The following is a 15,358-nucleotide window of genomic DNA, read 5'->3' on the forward strand; positions in this document are numbered from 1 at the left end:
AGCAAATGCAAAAGGGCCGGAAGACCGGCCCTTTCTCTATTTCAGGATTGCAATCGGCGCTTACTGCTCGATCGCATAGGTGATGTTGACGGTCACCGAATAGAGGTTTTCGCCGGATGCGATCGGCACCGACTCATCCGCCATCTTCGCCATCGGCGCTGCCGCATAGACTTGCGGCATCGGACGGGCGAAATTCTCGGAGATCTCGACCACCCGGCCGAGCTTGACGCCGGCGGCGTCCGTCAGCGTCTTGGCCTTGGCAGCGGCCTTTTCCACGGCCTGCTTGCGCGCAGCCTCGATAGTCGCTTCCGGATCGTCGTTGGTGAACGAGATTCCACCACCCTGGTTGACGCCGAGCTTGACCGACTGGTCGATGATCGAGCCGAGCTGGGAAAGGTCGCGGACCCGGACGGTCAGCCCGTTGCTCACCGTATAGCCGACGATCACGGGCGCCTCATAGGTGCCATCGGTTCGGGTTTCCTGCTTGTATTTCGGCTGGATGGAGAAATCCGTGGTCTGCAGGTCCTTCTCGGCAATCCCCTGTTCCTTGAGAGCAGCGAGCACCTCGCTCATGGCCGCACTGTTGGCAGACAGTGCCTCGGCAGCCGTCTCGGCATCACGAACAACGGCCAGCGAAATGACGGCCATATCGGGCGCAACGGTCGCCTCGCCCTCGCCCGACACGATGATCGTCGCCTCGCGGCGCTCCGTCTCGGCAGCCAGCGCCGGCGCAATAAAACCGGCCGTGAGCACGGAACCCGAAAGCGCCGTTGCAACGAGGAGGCCGCGTGTGAATTTCAGCATGAAAGTGTTTCCTTGTGTCCCGCAGCGCCGGCGGACCTCTTCGTCTCACCCGGCGCAATGCCCTTCCGGCTTCTGTGATGACGTGTGATTGTGAAGCCAATGCGGCAGAGACTTGTCCCCTATCGGAAATTGCGTTAGAGCCCGTGACCGGTGCGGGGAAACCATTGCCCGCCCGACGGCATCGCGCCGGGCTGGGCCTGTAGCTCAATGGTTAGAGCCGGCGGCTCATAACCGCTTGGTTGGGGGTTCGAGTCCCTCCGGGCCCACCACTCCCCATATCAATCCGCGTTCACGCATCCACCGTCTCGCGGACATCGTCGAGCAGGAAATGCGCAACCACATAGCGGGTGGAATAGCTGCGGCCGCTGTCGGCAACGCTCTCCTCCGTGCCGCCGTCGGCCGGGTGCCAGGGGCTGTAATGCGGATTGTTGACGATCAGCGTAATCGCCTTGCCGGCATGGGCGCCCTGCAGGCGGTAGCGTGCTTCGGCAAGGGGCCAGATGCGCTCGAAATCGGCCTGGGTCAGGCGTACCTTCAGGGCTTGGCGACGGATGGCTTCGCTGGGCGAGCCGTCTTCACGGGTGCGTGCGGGACTGGTCAGAGTGACCTCCTCTGCACCATCGAGCAACGAGTTGAACTCCTCCGGCCACATGCGTCTCATCGATTTGCTCCTCCCAAAGCCTGTCCATGGTGACCCATGGAGTGTAGCGCGTCTTGCGCCAGACACAACGCAAGATCGGAGCTCTGACTAAATGGAGGAAGAGTTCCGGCTGCTTATTCGGTGCAGCCAGTGTCCTTCAGCGCCTGGGCATGGAAACGGCGAAGCGCCGCCTCGATATCCGCCTTGGTAAACTTGTGGCCGGCCGTGGCAAGATCGCGCGACAGACGGGCGATCACATCGCCGTCACCGGCAACCACATGGTCGACGGCATGCAGGTCGCGGGCGTAGCGGCCGAGATCATCGCCGGCAAAGCCGATCAGCGAGCCTGCCCAGTAGCCGGCGAGAAGGTTGCGGCGCGCACGGATGCTGCCGAGCCCGTCCTCCTCATGCGGATGGGGCGAAGAGGCTCCGGTCTGGACAATGGTCAGGGGCATGGGTTGATCTTCCTCGTTGATCATCAATCAGGCTTCCGTTTCTGCCGAAACAAGGTAGCTCGCAATCGGCGCACAGGCGGGGTTGTTCGCATCGAGCAGTTCGGCCGGGCTTGTCAGGCCGGTCGCGACGGATATGGCTGTGGTTCCAGCCCACCAGAGATCACCACTCGCCCTGTCGAGCAGCGCAGGTCCGGTGGTGCCAAGGCAATCTCCTGCCTGCGAGACGACCTGCACGGGAGCCTGCATCTCTTCCAGTCGCTGTCGAACATCGGCTTCGATGGGCTCGACGACAAAGGCGGCGAACAGCGCTGCGATCCACTCCCCGATCATCGGATCACCTCCTGCCGCGCGCGATCGACCGCGTCGCTGCGTCGAATGTTGATGCGGGGCTTGGGCATTCCGGGCGCAAAGCCCGCAGCGTCATGGCCCGGGAAGCGACCGGGCGATATCAGGATGGAATGGTGGCGTTTCATCAACTGGTCCTTGGACCGGCAGCGGTGTCGAAACGGTCCGACATCGCAAGAGCGCCGGCGGCTCTTGCCAGAGGGGCCCGGACCAGCGGGTTGATCGCCATATGGGGAGCGATTCTGGCGGCTTCAAGGCATCGGCAAAGAGCGATATGAAAAATGCGGGCCATGCAGCCGGGGTCTTGTTTGGCCCCGTGTTGCATGGCCCGGGCGACGGGCGATCAAGGCTCAAGCGTGCGGACGAAAGCCGGTCAGCGCCGCAGCCAAGGTGTCAGTAGCGGATGACCGGGCAGCCGCGAACATTGGCAAAGACCATCCGGTCGCGACCGCCATGGCGGACGCCGGCTACAACCACACGACGCGGCGTCACGTCCGCGACGAAGGCACGGCGCAAGCCGTTCCAGCGCGCCTTTTCCACGGCGTGGTGCGGACGGCATTCACCGCGATGCGGCCGATCCCCACCGGGGCGATCCCAACCGGGACGATGGCCGGGCCGATCCCACCCAGCACCGCCATGGCGCGGACCTTCGATATAGACACCCCAACCGAAGCTGTCGGCGGATGCGCTGCCGGCAAGGCCGGCCGTCGCCATAACCGAAACCATGGCTGCAAGACCGATTTTGCGAAGCATGCCGATCATTGTCTCTCTCCTCGAACCGGCGCGTTTCCTGGCGCCTTTGTTTCCATCCCGCCGTCACCGGCGATTGAGAAGAGACTAGGATCCTCCGGCTGAATGCAGGCCGAATCGACCATTCAGGCAATATTCACTTTGCCGAATAAACCGCGGTCATGACTCAGACATGCAGGACGACTTCCCGGTGATGCGGGCTGTCGCGGTGCTCGAAGAGATAAATTCCCTGCCAGGTTCCGAGCAGGAGCCGGCGCCCGGTAAAGGGAACCGACAGGGATACGGGCAACAGCGCTGCCTTGATGTGGGCGGGCATGTCGTCCGGTCCCTCGTCACGATGGCTGATCCACTGCATGGAGGGATCCGAGGTCGGCGGCACGAGGCGATGGAAGAAGGCCTTCAGGTCTGCCTGCACAGAGGGATCGGCATTTTCCTGGATGAGGAGAGAGCAGGAGGTATGACGCACGAAGACCGTCATCACGCCCTCTTCGACGCTCCCATTCCGTATAAATGAGCGGACGGCCTCGGTAAACTCGTAGAGCCCCTGCCCCCGGGTGGAGATCGTCAGTCGCAGCATCGCCATCAACAACACCTTTCATGCTTCGCCGGGGAGAACGCCTCCATAGCCCTAGCCTATCCGGACAGGCCTCTGTAGTCTCCGGCCAGCCAAGGGAGGACCACAAGCGATGAGCCTGATCGAAACCATCGAGAGACAGGAAACCCTGCTCGTCTTCAAGAGCTTCGATGAACGCGTCGCGCTCGAGGTCGGCCAGCGGCTGGTTGATCTGGCACTCTCGCAGAAGGCACCCGTGGTCATCGATATCAGGACCTCGGACCGTACGCTCTTTCACGTCGCCCTGCCCGGCGCCTCGCCCGACAATGATCATTGGGCACGCCGCAAGAGCAATGTCACCCTGCGCATGCACAAGGCCTCACTGAGGGTCGGAGAACTCAATCGCGCCCGTGGCCGCAGCGTCTCGCCGGAAATCGGTCTCGACCCGCTGGACTATGCCGATCATGGCGGCAGCTTCCCCGTGCGGGTCGAAGGCACCGGCGTCATCGCCGCAATCACCGTCTCCGGTCTGAAATCGGAGGAAGACCACGCGATGATCGTCACGGTTCTCGAAGCCTATCTCGGCACGCACTGATTCGCTGCCGCTCAGGGGCGCGTTCCGGCATAGAGGCTAAGGCGCGAGAAAAGCGCCTCCTCGCGCTCGAACACGATGACTGCGGGCAGCGCGTAAGGCCCCTCGTCTCCCGCATCCCCACCATCGGCATCACGACGATCTGAGCCATTGAGCGTGCATTCGACCGCCACGCGAAAACCAGCCTTGTCGATCATCACGACGTGGTCGGATATCGAGATGCCGTGTCGCAGCACATAGGCGGCGAGCGTATCCCGGAAGGAGGCATGGCCGATCACCCGGATACCGTCCGGCAGATCCAGCACCGCCTCGTCCTCGAACATCGGCAGCAGAGCGTCGAAGTCATGACGGTTGAAGGCGTCGAGTGCGGCAAGTGTCTGATCTTCCAAAGACATGGATCTTCTCCCTCTTTGTTTTCAACATAGGCAAGCAATCGTCCGCGACAAGATGCGGCCATCGCAGAGGGTGGATCATCCAAGGGGGCGAAGTGCGTCACGGGCGGCCTTGATGACGGCATCGGTCAAGGGCCTCAACGCATCCACCACCGAGCGGCTGACATGCCAGTAGAGGGGCACATCGAGCGGTTTTCCCGCAACCAGCTCCTGCAGCCGCCCATCGGCGAGCGCAGCTTCCGCAAGCTTTTCCGGGTTCATGCCCCAACCGAGACCGGCGACGGCCGCGTCGACAAAGGCATGGCTTGAGGGCAGCCAATGGGACGGGCCGGTCGTCGGGACACCGAGCGTCTGCTCGGCCCAGCGAGTCTGCAGACGATCCTTGGCATTGAAGGTGATGACCGGCACCTGTGCCAGGCGCCCGGCCGTCACCGGTTCGTCGCCGAACCAGCGGAGGATGAAGTCGGGACTCGCGGTTGCCAGATAGCGGAGCGCACCGAGCGGGCGGCAATCACATCCCTGGACCGGCTTGGCCGACCCGCTGACGGCCGCCCGGACCTCGCCGCGCTTCAGCCAGTCCGCACTATGATCCTGATCGTCGATCACAAGGTCGAACAAGACGCCGCCGACCTCAGCCATGGCCGGCAGGAACCACGTCGCCAGACTGTCGGCATTGACGGCAATCCTCAGGCTTGGCCAGCCGCCGCTTTCCTCGACGCCCGTCGACGTCAACCCGAGATCCCGGCGCACGCCCTGCTCCAGCAGCCGTACCTCCTCCGCATGACGGAAGAGCCGTTCCCCCGCCTCGGTGGCCCGGCACGGCTGCGACCGGACGACAAGCGATGTGCCGACCTGCTCCTCGAGCTGCCGCAAACGCTGGGAAACCGCCGATTGTGTGACATGCAGGAGTTGCGCAGCCCGATCAAAGCTGCCGGTTCTGAGAACAGCCGAAAGGGCGGCAAGCTGGGCAGGATCAAACATTAGAGTGGCTTATCTCCAATCAGATTTATTACCTTTCCTAATTAACGTTCTGGACTTAGTCAAAGCGGCATTCACCTGGAGTGCCCCATATGTACACCGCCGCCACCGCCGGATTTCTTCTCGGACTGAGCCTGATCGTCGCCATCGGCGCACAGAACGCCTTCATCCTGCGCCAGGGCCTCAGGCGCGAGCATGTTCTGCCGCTGGTGCTGACCTGCGCCATTTCAGATGCAATCCTGATTGCGCTCGGGGTCGCCGGCTTTGCCACGGTCCTTTCGCGCCTCGACTGGCTCGAACCGGTCATGCGCTACGGGGGCGCGGCCTTTCTGATGGCCTATGCACTACGCAGCCTCCACTCGGCCTGGACCGGCGGCAACAGTCTCAGGGCAGACGGTGCGGATACCGGGAGCCTGCGTGTTGCCTTCCTGACATGTCTCGCCTTCACCTGGCTCAACCCGCATGTCTATCTCGACACCGTCGTGCTGCTGGGATCCATATCGACCCGCTATGCCGGTCACGAGATCGCCTTTGCCCTCGGCGCCATGACCGCATCCTTCTGTTTCTTCTTTGCCCTGGGCTACGGCGCCCGTCTGCTCGCCCCCCTGTTTGCCAGGGCGATCGCCTGGCGCGTGCTCGATGGGGTGATTGCCGTCGTCATGGCCGCGATCGCCATCAAGCTGCTGGTCTGACTCACACCCCGCCTACACCTCTACGGCCTGCAGCCCTTGGGTCTGGGGCCGCCGTGATATATGCCATCTTGGGGAGATGAGGAGAAATGCATGTTTCTGACCAACCGCGACATCATCGAGCTGCAGGCCTTCCGCCATGAACTGCATCGCCATCCCGAGGTCTCGGGCGAGGAACGGGAGACGGCACGTCGCGTCGTCGAGGCGCTGCGTTCTCTTGGTCCCTCGAAAATTCTGACAGACCTTGGCGGCCACGGTGTTGCGGCCATCTTCGAAGCAAAGGAACCGGGGCCGACCCTCCTCTTCCGCGCCGAACTGGATGCCCTGCCGATCGAGGAAAAGTCAGAATCGCCCCACCGCTCGACCATCTCCGGCAAGGGCCATCTCTGCGGCCATGACGGCCACTCGACCATCCTCCTCGCTCTCGCGACGGGACTATCCCGAGAGCCTGTGACCAGGGGCCGAGTCGTCTTGCTCTGGCAGCCGGCAGAGGAAGACGGCAGTGGGGCAGAAGCCGTGCTCGCGGACCCGCGCTTTTCCGAGATCAGGCCGGATTTTGCCTATTCGCTACACAACATGCCGGGCCTTGCCTTCGGCACCGTCGCACTGAAGAGCGGCCCGGTGAACTGCGCGTCGCGCGGCATGAAGATCAGGCTATCCGGCAAGACGGCGCATGCCTCTCAGCCCGAAACCGGGAACTCGCCCATGGCAGCCATGTCGACGCTGATGCCATCGCTGACTGCGCTCTCCCATGGCGCTCCGCCTTCGACCGACTTCACCCTGGCAACCGTCACGCATGCCTGGCTCGGAGAACCGGCCTTCGGCATTGCCCCCGGCGATGCCGAGATCTGGGTGACCCTGCGTACGCTGATCGACGACAGGATGGCCGAACTCTGCGAAAGGGCGGAACGCCTGGTGACCGGCGCCGCGTCTCAGGCCGGCCTGAAACAGTCCATCAGCTATCACGACGTCTTTTTTCATTGCGAGAATGCAGCCGAAGCCGTCGCTCACCTGGAACAGGCCCTGACCGTCGAAGGGCTGCGGTTCAGCGAGGGAAATCTGCCGATGAGGGCCTCGGAGGATTTCGGCCGCCTGCGCGCCATCTGCCCCTCGGCGATGTTCTTTCTCGGCGCCGGCGAGACGCACCCTGCCCTGCACAATCCCGACTACGACTATCCTGATGACCTGACCGCCATCGGTGCGCGGGTGTTCATGGCGGTGATTCGTCAGGCCCTGGGATGACGGGCTGAGCGATCAGCTGTCCGGGAAGCCGCGCTCGGCCCATTCGGACTTTGGAACCGCCTTGCCGACCGAAAGCGAGAAGGACACCACCACGGTCGCATCATCATTCACTTCGCAGCGGACGGCGATGTTGATCCACGATCCGTTGACGTCTCGAAAGGCCGCAAGCGGGACATCCACGACATTGCCCTCTTTGAGCCTGAGAATCGGCAGCAGATAGGGGATGTATCCGGGCGTTCCGTTCCGCAACTGCTGGCTGAGTTCGGTTCCGCAAAGCTGGTCGCCGCGTTCTTGACGTGTCAGACCGGCCATCGCGGTCATGGCCGCCTGATCGCCCGATATGGCCGCTGAAAACAGTTCCCGAACCTCACGCGGTTCGAGCCGTGCCTCGGCAATCGCCGTGACAACCGCCGGGTCCGTCGGCCCATCCACGGCAGGAGCCTCTGCCTCTGCCTTCCCCGCCTGGGTTTCTTTGGCCGCCTCCGGCAACGCACCCTGGTTCGGCGGTGCTTCGGGCAGGTCGATGTCCGGCTGAGCGAGCGTCGGGGCAGCCTCGGCTACCTGTTCGGCCTCCTGGGCGGGGCGCGGCTTTTCCTCGGCAGGACGCTCGGCTTCCGTCCCCCGCGCAATCTCCGGCCCGCTGTCCCGCTCGCCAAAGCGGACCACCGGTCGCAGCACGGGAATCGGTGCCGAGGCAGCATCCGGCAACTCCGGCTCGGTGGCCTGTTCCGCAGGCGCGGGCGCCTCCGGTTCCGGGACCGGGGGCGGCTCCGCCGGCTGCTCCGATGTCGGCGGTGGTGGTGGCTCCGCCTCGGCCGGCTTTGCCGGCGGCTCCGGCGGTTCGGGCGGCTGCGGTTCAGCTTCAGGTTCAGGTTCAGGTTTGGGTGGCGGAGCGACCAGTGTTACCTCGACGGCCTGATCTTCTGGCGACAGCTCACCTGGGCTGTCGAAACTCAGCAGAAAGAGGGCCACTGCAAGCCCATGCAGCAACAGCGAGAGGGCGAGCCCTCCACCGAAGCGCCGCCAGCCAGTCTTCCTCGTATCCGTCATGGTGTGATCCATAGCGACGATTGCGGCAAAAAGGGAGGCACTAGCGCGCCTAATGACCCGGCAATTGCAAAGACGCACCTTTTCCTTCAATCCAGATAGGACTAAGATGACCATAATTCTAGTCATAGCCGTCAGTCGGAAGACACTGAATGACCACCGTCAACATTGCGACCGCAAAGGCCCACCTGAGTGAACTGGTCGCCAAGGCGGAACAGGGCGAAACCATCGACATCGAGCGTCACGGCAAACCGGTGGCCCGGCTCGTTCCTGCAGAGGAGCCCCGCGATCCCATCGATTTCGACTGGCTGGAGAGTGTGCTCCGCCAAGTGCCGGCGACAGAACCGGATGGCACACGCCGCCTGCGTGAAGAAGTCCGCTATTGATGGTCTATCTGGATACTTCTCTGCTTGTCGCATGGCTGACGCGAGAACCATCGGCAGATCGAGTATCATTGTGGCTGCGAACGCAGGAAACAGGCTCGCTGCATATCAGTGGGTGGACCATCACGGAATTCTCCTCAGCCTTGTCGCTGAAACAACGCACCGGGCAGATCAATCTAGATGAGAAAGCCCAGATCCTGGCTGCCTTCAATCGGCTCGTCTCGCGGTCTCTGGTGACGCTCAACGTGACACCTTCGGATTATCAAACCGCCGCCCGTCTATGCGACCGAACCGAACTCGGCTTGCGGGCCGGCGACAGTCTGCACATCGCAATTTCCGTGAACGCCGGCCTGCCAATCGCCACCCTGGACAAGACGATGTCTCAGGCCTGCAGCACAATCGTCCATCCCGTAACCTCCATCGAATGAAACGAAAAAACCCGCCGGATGGCTCCGACGGGTTTGGCATTTCAGAACTCTCTCGCCTGATCAGCTGTCGAGGAACGAGCGCAGCTTGCGGCTGCGGCTCGGATGCTTCAGCTTGCGCAGTGCCTTGGCCTCGATCTGGCGGATACGCTCGCGGGTGACCGAGAACTGCTGGCCGACTTCTTCGAGCGTGTGGTCGGTGTTCATGCCGATGCCGAAGCGCATGCGCAGCACGCGCTCTTCACGCGGTGTCAGCGAGGCGAGAACGCGGGTGGTCGTCTCGCGAAGGTTGGCCTGGATGGCAGCGTCGATCGGCAGCAGCGCGTTCTTGTCTTCGATGAAGTCGCCGAGATGCGAATCCTCTTCGTCACCCACGGGGGTTTCGAGCGAGATCGGCTCCTTGGCGATCTTCAGGACCTTGCGGACCTTTTCGAGCGGCATGGCGAGCTTTTCGGCCAGTTCTTCCGGCGTCGGCTCGCGACCGATTTCGTGCAGCATCTGGCGCGATGTGCGGACGATCTTGTTGATCGTCTCGATCATGTGCACCGGAATACGGATCGTGCGGGCCTGGTCGGCGATCGAGCGGGTGATCGCCTGCCGAATCCACCAGGTCGCATAGGTCGAGAACTTGTAGCCGCGGCGATACTCGAACTTGTCGACCGCCTTCATCAGGCCGATATTGCCTTCCTGGATGAGGTCGAGGAACTGCAGGCCACGGTTCGTGTACTTCTTGGCGATCGAGATGACGAGACGCAGGTTCGCCTCGACCATTTCCTTCTTCGCGATGCGCGCTTCGCGTTCGCCCTTCTGCACCATCGACACGATGCGACGGAATTCGGCGATCGAGATACCGGTTTCGGTGGCGAGATTCTGGATTTCGCCACGGATATCGCGAATCGTCTGGTTCTCTTCCTTCGCAAACTCCTTCCAGCCACGGCCGGAAAGATTGGCGATCGACTTCATCCAGTTCGGATCAAGTTCGGCACCCTGATACTGCTCGAGGAAGGCCTCGCGCTTCACGCCGTAGCTTTCGGCGAGACGCAGCAGGCGGCCCTCGTTCTGCATCAGGCGCTTGGAGATGTCGTAGAGCTGCTCGACAAGGCTGTCGATGCGGTTCTGGTTGAGCGACAGCGACTTGACCGCCGTGATCAGCTGATCCTTGAGCTCCTTGTAGCGACGCTCCTGGCCGGACGACAGCGTGCCGGCACAGGCGAGACGGGCCTCCACCTGCTGGTCCTGCAGCTTGCGCAGCTTCTTGTAAGTGTCGGCGATGAGGTCGAGGGTCTCCATGACCTGCGGACGCAGTTCGGATTCCATCGCGGCCAGCGACAGGTTCGATTCGTCCTCGTCCTCTTCCTCTTCTTCCGGCGGCATGCCCTCGCCGCCAATGGCGGTGATGTCGTCATCGTCGCCGGAGGCGGCCTGCGGACGGCGCTTGGCGCGCTCCTTTTCCTTCTCTTCGGCTGCCTTGCGGTCGGCCTCGATCTTTTCAGGGCTCTGGAACTGCGGGGCAGCCTTGGCTTCCGGACCGGAATAGGTCGTTTCGAGATCGATGATCTCGCGCAGAAGCGTCGTGCCTTCGTTCAGCTCGTCGCGCCAGATGATCAGCGCCTGGAAGGTGAGCGGGCTCTCACAGAGGCCCGAGATCATCGTCTCGCGGCCAGCCTCGATTCGCTTGGCGATGGCAATTTCGCCTTCGCGCGACAGAAGCTCGACGGAGCCCATTTCGCGCAGATACATGCGCACCGGATCGTCGGTACGGTCCGTCGGCTCTTTCTTCTTGGCAGTCGCAACGGCGGTACCCGCGGTCGGGGCCAGTTCGCCGCCCTCGCTGTCGCCGTCGTCTTCGGCCTCGTCGTCCCCGCCCTGGGCCTCATCCACGTCTTCGTCTTCGATGACGTTGATGCCCATGTCGGAAAGCATGGCCATGGTGTCTTCGATCTGCTCGGAGGTCACCTCCTCAGAGGGAAGAACCGAGTTCAGCTCATCCATGGTCACATAGCCGCGCTTCTTGGCGGCTTTGATCATCTTTTTGACCGCGTCATCGGAAAGATCGAGAAGCGGACCGTCCGTCGCGCCGTCGCGTTCGCCGTCGGCTTCTTCGTTTTCTTTGACTTTCGATGCCATTTATCTTGTCGCTTTCCCTGACGTCTGATCATGCTGCTTGCCGCCGGAGGAATGGGAGACGGACCACTCATCCGGGCGGATAGCTGTCACTGACCTAACGGAGTGTTGCTTAATTCCTGATTAACTATGGGCATTGCGGTCGCAGCGCCGAAAATTCGTTTGTCTGCATGACCGGTCATCATACCAGAGATCCGTCCGAACCCACTTCACCCTTGTGTGCTTAGATTGGTGATTCCCACAATTTTTCCTGACGTCAAGCCTTTCTGCGGGCCGGACAGGGAAAATCAACAAAACAAGCCGTTCTGCGGCGTCTTTATCACCGATCTTCGCAGATGTAGGTCATCACGACTGGGAAACAAGAGGCAAAGGCTTGCTCTCCATCTCCGACGGGGCCGCAGCGGCCTCCGGCTTGACACCCGTCAAGAACCAGGTTCGCATGCGGCCCTTGCCCTTAACCTCGATCTCGCCGCGAAGCTCGAACTCGAAACGGTTTTCAAGCCGTTGCTTGAGGCAGTCTGCGACCTGTATGCGACCAGCGACACCATGCGATTCCATATGGGCGGCGGTATTCACCGTGTCACCCCAGACATCGTAGAGAAGCTTGTTTGGCCCGATGACACCCGCGACGACCGGGCCGGTATCGAGGCCAATGCGCACCTCGACCGCCTCGCCCACCTGTTCCGAAATGCGGCGGCAGCAGGCAAGCAGATCGAGCGCCATCAGTGCAACGGACGCCTCGTGATCCGGTTTGGGCTCCGGCAAACCTCCAGCCACCATATAGGCGTCGCCGATCGTCTTGATCTTTTCCAGCCCATGAGCGCTGGCGAGCGCATCAAACTGCATGAAAACGCGTCCCAGGAAGGCAATCACCTGCTGCGGCTGCCAGCGCGCCGCCCGTGGTGTGAAGTCGACGATATCGGCAAAGAGGATCGTTGCAGACGGGATCTGGTCGGCAACAAGCTGTGTGCGATGATCGCGAAGCCGGCTCGCAACCGCCTTTGGCAGGATGTTCTGCAACAGGCGCTCCGAAAACTCGTGCTCCGACTCCAGTGCCATTTCCGCCTGCGCAGCTTCCTTGAAGGCGAAGAAGGAGGTGGTGAAGATCAGCAGGAATGCAAATGGCACGGTGAGGTAGTAGAGTGTGTTCAGAAAGACCTGATCCACCTTGATGAAGTCGAGCGGGGCCACGAAGAGAATCTCGGTCGCGAGAAATGCGATCAGACCCACGACCGTCACGAAGGCCGAAAGAAGCAGCCGCTCCGCACCGAAGACCAGCAACGAAGCGGCCGCTCCAGGCAGGAAATAAAACTGCAGCCCGGAGTCTCGCCCGAAGAACATGCAGAAGCTGATGCCGAAAATCAGCCAGATCGCACAGAGATAGAGCCCCGCCGAGATCTCTCCGTAGCGATGAAAATAAGGGGTCAGAGCATAGAAGATCACCTGGGGCGCGAACGCGATAATGGCCGGCAGCAAGCCATACCCGTCATAGGCAATGAACATGACGATGTAGGGGATCGTCATCAGACTGACCATGGCCGCGATGACATTGGTCACCGCGAGCCTTCGCCGAATTCGCGGCGGATAGCCGGCAGTCCCGATCCGGGCCACCCACCAGACTGCATTCGGCAGACGCCAGAATGATCGCAGTCTACGCCCGTTGCGGGCTATGAAGTCGAATTCGTGCTGCGACACTCTTGCTTCCGCTAACAGTGCAATAACAGCTGAATCCCCTATTTGTCGCGTCAGCGCAACAGATTTATGCAAACGATTTCACTGGCCATGCCCGGTAGCCGGTCCCTTGACCCGGCCGGACATCACACCGAAGCCGTCGATGATCGCTTCCTGGTTCTCCATACGGGCTACTTCAAGCTGAACCTCGTGCAGGGCGCTGATCACCTGCTCGATCCGGCTGGCATCGTCGGTCTCCGTCGCCTCGGCGATCTCCCGCTCCAGCTCCATGCGCTGGCGCTTGAGCGCCCTTGCCCGCTTGTAGAGGGCCAGCGCCTGCCGATAACCTTCGCGGGCATCCTCAGGCGCGGCAATCTCTGTGGCGATCCAGAGCCTGGCATTGCGGATCTGCTGGTCGAGACCCCGCAACAGCGTGCCATGACCATGGGCTTCCAGCTTCTGGATGAGGATCTCGCGGCTCAGCGTCGGTCCGGCCTCGGCAACGGCGGTCAGAAGCGACGACCAGAGTTTCTGCAGTCCGGCATGCTCGTAATCGATCGCAGCAATCTCGTCATACTCGTCTTCGAGCAATTGCGGATGATTGACGATCGTCAGCGCCAGCACGCTTTCCCGCAACGTTGGCTGGTCGAGCGCACCGCGGACGAGACCTGACCGCGCGAGCCGGTCCGAGATGGCGCCGCGGCTCGACGCCACAGGCCCCGGTGGACGCCCGCCATTGCGCGCTCCCTGCCCCGCACTCCGGCCACCGCCCTGGAAGCTGCCACGCTCCCCGCGCCCCGGCTGGCTGCCCTGAAAAAATGCATAAAGCCTGTCGCGTACATCCTGCTGATAGTGGCGGCGCACGTTCTCGTCGGCAATCACGTTGACGACCTGCTTGAGCTTCGCCTCGAGCTCGGCGCGCTTTTCCGGCGTGTCGAAGCCGCCGGCTTGCGTCTCGCGCATCCAGACCATCTCGGCAAGCGGTCTGGCCTCAGACAGCAAACGGTCGAAGGGCTGGCGGCCGTCACGCTTCACAAGATCATCCGGATCCTTGCCATCGGGCAGCATCGCGAACCGGAGCGACTGTCCCGGCTTGATGTGCGGCAGAGCGAGATCGACCGCGCGAAACGCCGCCCGCTGCCCCGCTCCATCACCGTCGAAGCACAACACCGGCACCGGCGTCGTCTTCCACATCAGTTGCAGCTGGTTTTCGGTCAGCGCCGTACCAAGCGGCGCCACCGCGTTCTCGATCCCCGCCTGATACAGTGCGATCACGTCCATGTAACCTTCGACCGCAATCAGCGTGTCGGCGCCATCGGCGCCCTGCATCGCGCGGCGAGCACGGGAGAAATTATAGAGCACATTGCCCTTGTGAAAGAGCTCCGTCTCGTTGGAATTGAGATACTTCGCCATCGCATCCGCCGCCATGGCGCGCCCGCCAAAGGCGATCACCTTGTCGCGTGACGAGAGGATCGGGAACATGATGCGATCGCGAAAGCGGTCATAGGAGACGGGAATGTCCGGCCCGTGCACCACAAGCCCGCAGGCCTCGATCTGCTCCTTCGGCACCCCTTTAGAGGCGAGATACTCCTTCAGCGCGTTGCGGCTCTCGGGCGCATAGCCCAGCCGGAAGGTCTCGATCGTGCGGCCCGAAAGCCCGCGCTCGCGCAGGTAAGCCCGGGCCCGCGCGCCATTGGCCGTCTGCAACTGGTCCTGAAAGAACTGCGTCGCCATTTCCATGACGTCCTGCAGACTGGTGCGCTCCTTCTCGCGCCGCTCCGCCTGAGGGTCAGGCTGCGGCATGGCGATACCGGCCATATCGGCCACCTGCTGCACCGCCTCCATGAAGCTCAGCCCCTCGAGATCCGTCAGGAAGCGGAAATGATCACCGGAAACGCCGCAACCGAAGCAGTGATATCGCCCCTTGCGGTCCTCGCAATGAAAGCTCGGGCTTTTCTCGCCATGGAACGGGCAGCAGGCCCAATAGTCCTGGCGTGACACGTTCGTCTTCTTGCGATCCCAGGTCACGCGTCGACCGACAACGGCCGAAATCGGCACGCGGTCACGGATCTCGTCGAGGAAGTCGCTGGAAAAACGCATCTGTATCCCTGGGAAGCTGACCCCTCATATAGGCGCCGCGCTCGAAGAGCGCCAAGGCTTTCGCGCGGAGTGCCCGTTATTCACAGCGGTTGACCTAGATGGCCTGTCTGTATATACATCTGTAATCCGATCAGAGCAAACTGATCAGTGGGAAGACCAAATGCGGTC

The 15,358-nt window shown here is 62.2% G+C and carries 18 protein-coding genes and 1 tRNA gene; 6 read left to right on the forward strand and 13 right to left on the reverse strand.

Annotated elements, in window-relative coordinates; genetic code table 11:
• Nucleotides 1-60 precede the first annotated feature (60 nt).
• Nucleotides 61-804 carry an SIMPL domain-containing protein gene (locus H6M51_RS15220; protein WP_185810667.1) on the reverse strand — a complete coding sequence of 248 codons (744 nt, stop codon included), beginning with the start codon at nucleotides 802-804 and terminating at the stop codon, nucleotides 61-63.
• Between the two features lie 193 nt (nucleotides 805-997).
• Between H6M51_RS15220 and H6M51_RS15225 the strand changes: the two genes are divergently transcribed.
• Nucleotides 998-1,073: transfer RNA gene (locus H6M51_RS15225), tRNA-Ile, on the forward strand.
• A 20-nt stretch (nucleotides 1,074-1,093) separates the two neighbouring features.
• On the opposite strand, the gene H6M51_RS15230 is transcribed toward H6M51_RS15225, so the two are convergent.
• The 6 genes from H6M51_RS15230 to H6M51_RS15255 all read right to left on the reverse strand — a co-directional run bounded on the left by H6M51_RS15230 (nucleotide 1,094) and on the right by H6M51_RS15255 (nucleotide 3,577).
• A complete protein-coding gene (locus H6M51_RS15230) occupies nucleotides 1,094-1,465 on the reverse strand; it encodes a hypothetical protein (RefSeq protein ID WP_185810668.1) in 372 nt (123 codons plus the stop codon).
• Between the two features lie 113 nt (nucleotides 1,466-1,578).
• Nucleotides 1,579-1,899 (reverse strand): ATPase inhibitor subunit zeta, encoded by a 321-nt coding sequence (locus H6M51_RS15235; RefSeq protein ID WP_185810669.1) that lies wholly within the window; start codon nucleotides 1,897-1,899, stop codon nucleotides 1,579-1,581.
• A gap of 27 nt (nucleotides 1,900-1,926) precedes the next feature.
• On the reverse strand, nucleotides 1,927-2,229 hold the full coding sequence (locus tag H6M51_RS15240) for a hypothetical protein (RefSeq protein ID WP_185810670.1): 303 nt from the start codon (nucleotides 2,227-2,229) through the stop codon (nucleotides 1,927-1,929).
• Entirely contained in the window at nucleotides 2,226-2,372 is a 147-nt protein-coding gene (locus H6M51_RS15245) for a hypothetical protein (protein WP_185810671.1), read from the reverse strand. Before H6M51_RS15245 ends, H6M51_RS15240 begins: the two co-directional genes overlap by 4 nt.
• Before the next feature lie 265 nt (nucleotides 2,373-2,637).
• Nucleotides 2,638-3,006 (reverse strand): hypothetical protein, encoded by a 369-nt coding sequence (locus H6M51_RS15250; protein WP_407073591.1) that lies wholly within the window; start codon nucleotides 3,004-3,006, stop codon nucleotides 2,638-2,640.
• A 154-nt stretch (nucleotides 3,007-3,160) separates the two neighbouring features.
• Entirely contained in the window at nucleotides 3,161-3,577 is a 417-nt protein-coding gene (locus H6M51_RS15255) for a secondary thiamine-phosphate synthase enzyme YjbQ (protein ID WP_185810672.1), read from the reverse strand.
• A gap of 103 nt (nucleotides 3,578-3,680) precedes the next feature.
• Between H6M51_RS15255 and H6M51_RS15260 the strand changes: the two genes are divergently transcribed.
• A complete protein-coding gene (locus tag H6M51_RS15260; protein WP_185810673.1) occupies nucleotides 3,681-4,142 on the forward strand; it encodes a heme-degrading domain-containing protein in 462 nt (153 codons plus the stop codon).
• 11 nt (nucleotides 4,143-4,153) lie between these two features.
• Here H6M51_RS15260 and H6M51_RS15265 read toward each other — a convergent pair whose 3' ends face one another.
• Nucleotides 4,154-4,534, reverse strand: a complete 381-nt coding sequence (locus tag H6M51_RS15265) for a nuclear transport factor 2 family protein (RefSeq protein ID WP_185810674.1) — start codon at nucleotides 4,532-4,534, stop codon at nucleotides 4,154-4,156.
• A 75-nt stretch (nucleotides 4,535-4,609) separates the two neighbouring features.
• Nucleotides 4,610-5,512: a LysR family transcriptional regulator ArgP gene (locus H6M51_RS15270; RefSeq protein ID WP_185810675.1), complete on the reverse strand. Its 903-nt coding sequence runs from the start codon at nucleotides 5,510-5,512 to the stop codon at nucleotides 4,610-4,612.
• A gap of 89 nt (nucleotides 5,513-5,601) precedes the next feature.
• On the opposite strand from H6M51_RS15270, the gene H6M51_RS15275 reads away from it, so the two are divergent.
• Both H6M51_RS15275 and H6M51_RS15280 read left to right on the forward strand, forming a co-directional pair.
• The gene (locus H6M51_RS15275) at nucleotides 5,602-6,201 is read left to right on the forward strand and encodes a LysE/ArgO family amino acid transporter (protein WP_185810676.1); all 600 of its coding nucleotides are present in this window, start codon (nucleotides 5,602-5,604) and stop codon (nucleotides 6,199-6,201) included.
• Between the two features lie 90 nt (nucleotides 6,202-6,291).
• Complete coding sequence (locus H6M51_RS15280) at nucleotides 6,292-7,440, forward strand: amidohydrolase (protein WP_185810677.1); 1,149 nt, start codon at nucleotides 6,292-6,294, stop codon at nucleotides 7,438-7,440.
• A 12-nt stretch (nucleotides 7,441-7,452) separates the two neighbouring features.
• Here H6M51_RS15280 and H6M51_RS15285 read toward each other — a convergent pair whose 3' ends face one another.
• Nucleotides 7,453-8,490 carry a DUF930 domain-containing protein gene (locus H6M51_RS15285; RefSeq protein ID WP_185810678.1) on the reverse strand — a complete coding sequence of 346 codons (1,038 nt, stop codon included), beginning with the start codon at nucleotides 8,488-8,490 and terminating at the stop codon, nucleotides 7,453-7,455.
• A 149-nt stretch (nucleotides 8,491-8,639) separates the two neighbouring features.
• Between H6M51_RS15285 and H6M51_RS15290 the strand changes: the two genes are divergently transcribed.
• Both H6M51_RS15290 and H6M51_RS15295 read left to right on the forward strand, forming a co-directional pair.
• Entirely contained in the window at nucleotides 8,640-8,873 is a 234-nt protein-coding gene (locus tag H6M51_RS15290) for a type II toxin-antitoxin system Phd/YefM family antitoxin (protein ID WP_185810679.1), read from the forward strand.
• Complete coding sequence (locus H6M51_RS15295; protein ID WP_210314841.1) at nucleotides 8,873-9,298, forward strand: type II toxin-antitoxin system VapC family toxin; 426 nt, start codon at nucleotides 8,873-8,875, stop codon at nucleotides 9,296-9,298. The genes H6M51_RS15290 and H6M51_RS15295 overlap by 1 nt, the downstream gene beginning before the upstream one ends.
• Before the next feature lie 60 nt (nucleotides 9,299-9,358).
• On the opposite strand, the gene rpoD is transcribed toward H6M51_RS15295, so the two are convergent.
• The 3 genes from rpoD to dnaG form a co-directional block, all read right to left on the reverse strand.
• The gene (rpoD, locus tag H6M51_RS15300; RefSeq protein ID WP_185810681.1) at nucleotides 9,359-11,422 is read right to left on the reverse strand and encodes an RNA polymerase sigma factor RpoD; all 2,064 of its coding nucleotides are present in this window, start codon (nucleotides 11,420-11,422) and stop codon (nucleotides 9,359-9,361) included.
• Nucleotides 11,423-11,764: 342 nt separating this feature from the next.
• Nucleotides 11,765-13,114 (reverse strand): adenylate/guanylate cyclase domain-containing protein, encoded by a 1,350-nt coding sequence (locus tag H6M51_RS15305; protein WP_185810682.1) that lies wholly within the window; start codon nucleotides 13,112-13,114, stop codon nucleotides 11,765-11,767.
• A gap of 78 nt (nucleotides 13,115-13,192) precedes the next feature.
• The gene (dnaG, locus tag H6M51_RS15310) at nucleotides 13,193-15,190 is read right to left on the reverse strand and encodes a DNA primase (protein WP_185810683.1); all 1,998 of its coding nucleotides are present in this window, start codon (nucleotides 15,188-15,190) and stop codon (nucleotides 13,193-13,195) included.
• Nucleotides 15,191-15,358 lie beyond the last annotated feature (168 nt).

It is taken from the genome of Rhizobium sp. AQ_MP, assembly GCF_014237835.1.
Classification (GTDB): domain Bacteria; phylum Pseudomonadota; class Alphaproteobacteria; order Rhizobiales; family Rhizobiaceae; genus Allorhizobium.

Excerpts from the sequence above, each read along its gene's own strand:
- H6M51_RS15220 (WP_185810667.1), bottom strand. The coding sequence starts at position 804 with ATGCTGAAATTCACACGCGGCCTCCTCGTTGCAACGGCGCTTTCGGGT.
- H6M51_RS15230 (WP_185810668.1), bottom strand. The coding sequence starts at position 1,465 with ATGAGACGCATGTGGCCGGAGGAGTTCAACTCGTTGCTCGATGGTGCA.
- H6M51_RS15235 (WP_185810669.1), bottom strand. The coding sequence starts at position 1,899 with ATGCCCCTGACCATTGTCCAGACCGGAGCCTCTTCGCCCCATCCGCAT.
- H6M51_RS15240 (WP_185810670.1), bottom strand. The coding sequence starts at position 2,229 with ATGATCGGGGAGTGGATCGCAGCGCTGTTCGCCGCCTTTGTCGTCGAG.
- H6M51_RS15245 (WP_185810671.1), bottom strand. The coding sequence starts at position 2,372 with ATGAAACGCCACCATTCCATCCTGATATCGCCCGGTCGCTTCCCGGGC.
- H6M51_RS15250 (WP_407073591.1), bottom strand. The coding sequence starts at position 3,006 with ATGATCGGCATGCTTCGCAAAATCGGTCTTGCAGCCATGGTTTCGGTT.
- H6M51_RS15255 (WP_185810672.1), bottom strand. The coding sequence starts at position 3,577 with ATGGCGATGCTGCGACTGACGATCTCCACCCGGGGGCAGGGGCTCTAC.
- H6M51_RS15260 (WP_185810673.1), top strand. The coding sequence starts at position 3,681 with ATGAGCCTGATCGAAACCATCGAGAGACAGGAAACCCTGCTCGTCTTC.
- H6M51_RS15265 (WP_185810674.1), bottom strand. The coding sequence starts at position 4,534 with ATGTCTTTGGAAGATCAGACACTTGCCGCACTCGACGCCTTCAACCGT.
- H6M51_RS15270 (WP_185810675.1), bottom strand. The coding sequence starts at position 5,512 with ATGTTTGATCCTGCCCAGCTTGCCGCCCTTTCGGCTGTTCTCAGAACC.
- H6M51_RS15275 (WP_185810676.1), top strand. The coding sequence starts at position 5,602 with ATGTACACCGCCGCCACCGCCGGATTTCTTCTCGGACTGAGCCTGATC.
- H6M51_RS15280 (WP_185810677.1), top strand. The coding sequence starts at position 6,292 with ATGTTTCTGACCAACCGCGACATCATCGAGCTGCAGGCCTTCCGCCAT.
- H6M51_RS15285 (WP_185810678.1), bottom strand. The coding sequence starts at position 8,490 with ATGACGGATACGAGGAAGACTGGCTGGCGGCGCTTCGGTGGAGGGCTC.
- H6M51_RS15290 (WP_185810679.1), top strand. The coding sequence starts at position 8,640 with ATGACCACCGTCAACATTGCGACCGCAAAGGCCCACCTGAGTGAACTG.
- H6M51_RS15295 (WP_210314841.1), top strand. The coding sequence starts at position 8,873 with ATGGTCTATCTGGATACTTCTCTGCTTGTCGCATGGCTGACGCGAGAA.
- rpoD (WP_185810681.1), bottom strand. The coding sequence starts at position 11,422 with ATGGCATCGAAAGTCAAAGAAAACGAAGAAGCCGACGGCGAACGCGAC.
- dnaG (WP_185810683.1), bottom strand. The coding sequence starts at position 15,190 with ATGCGTTTTTCCAGCGACTTCCTCGACGAGATCCGTGACCGCGTGCCG.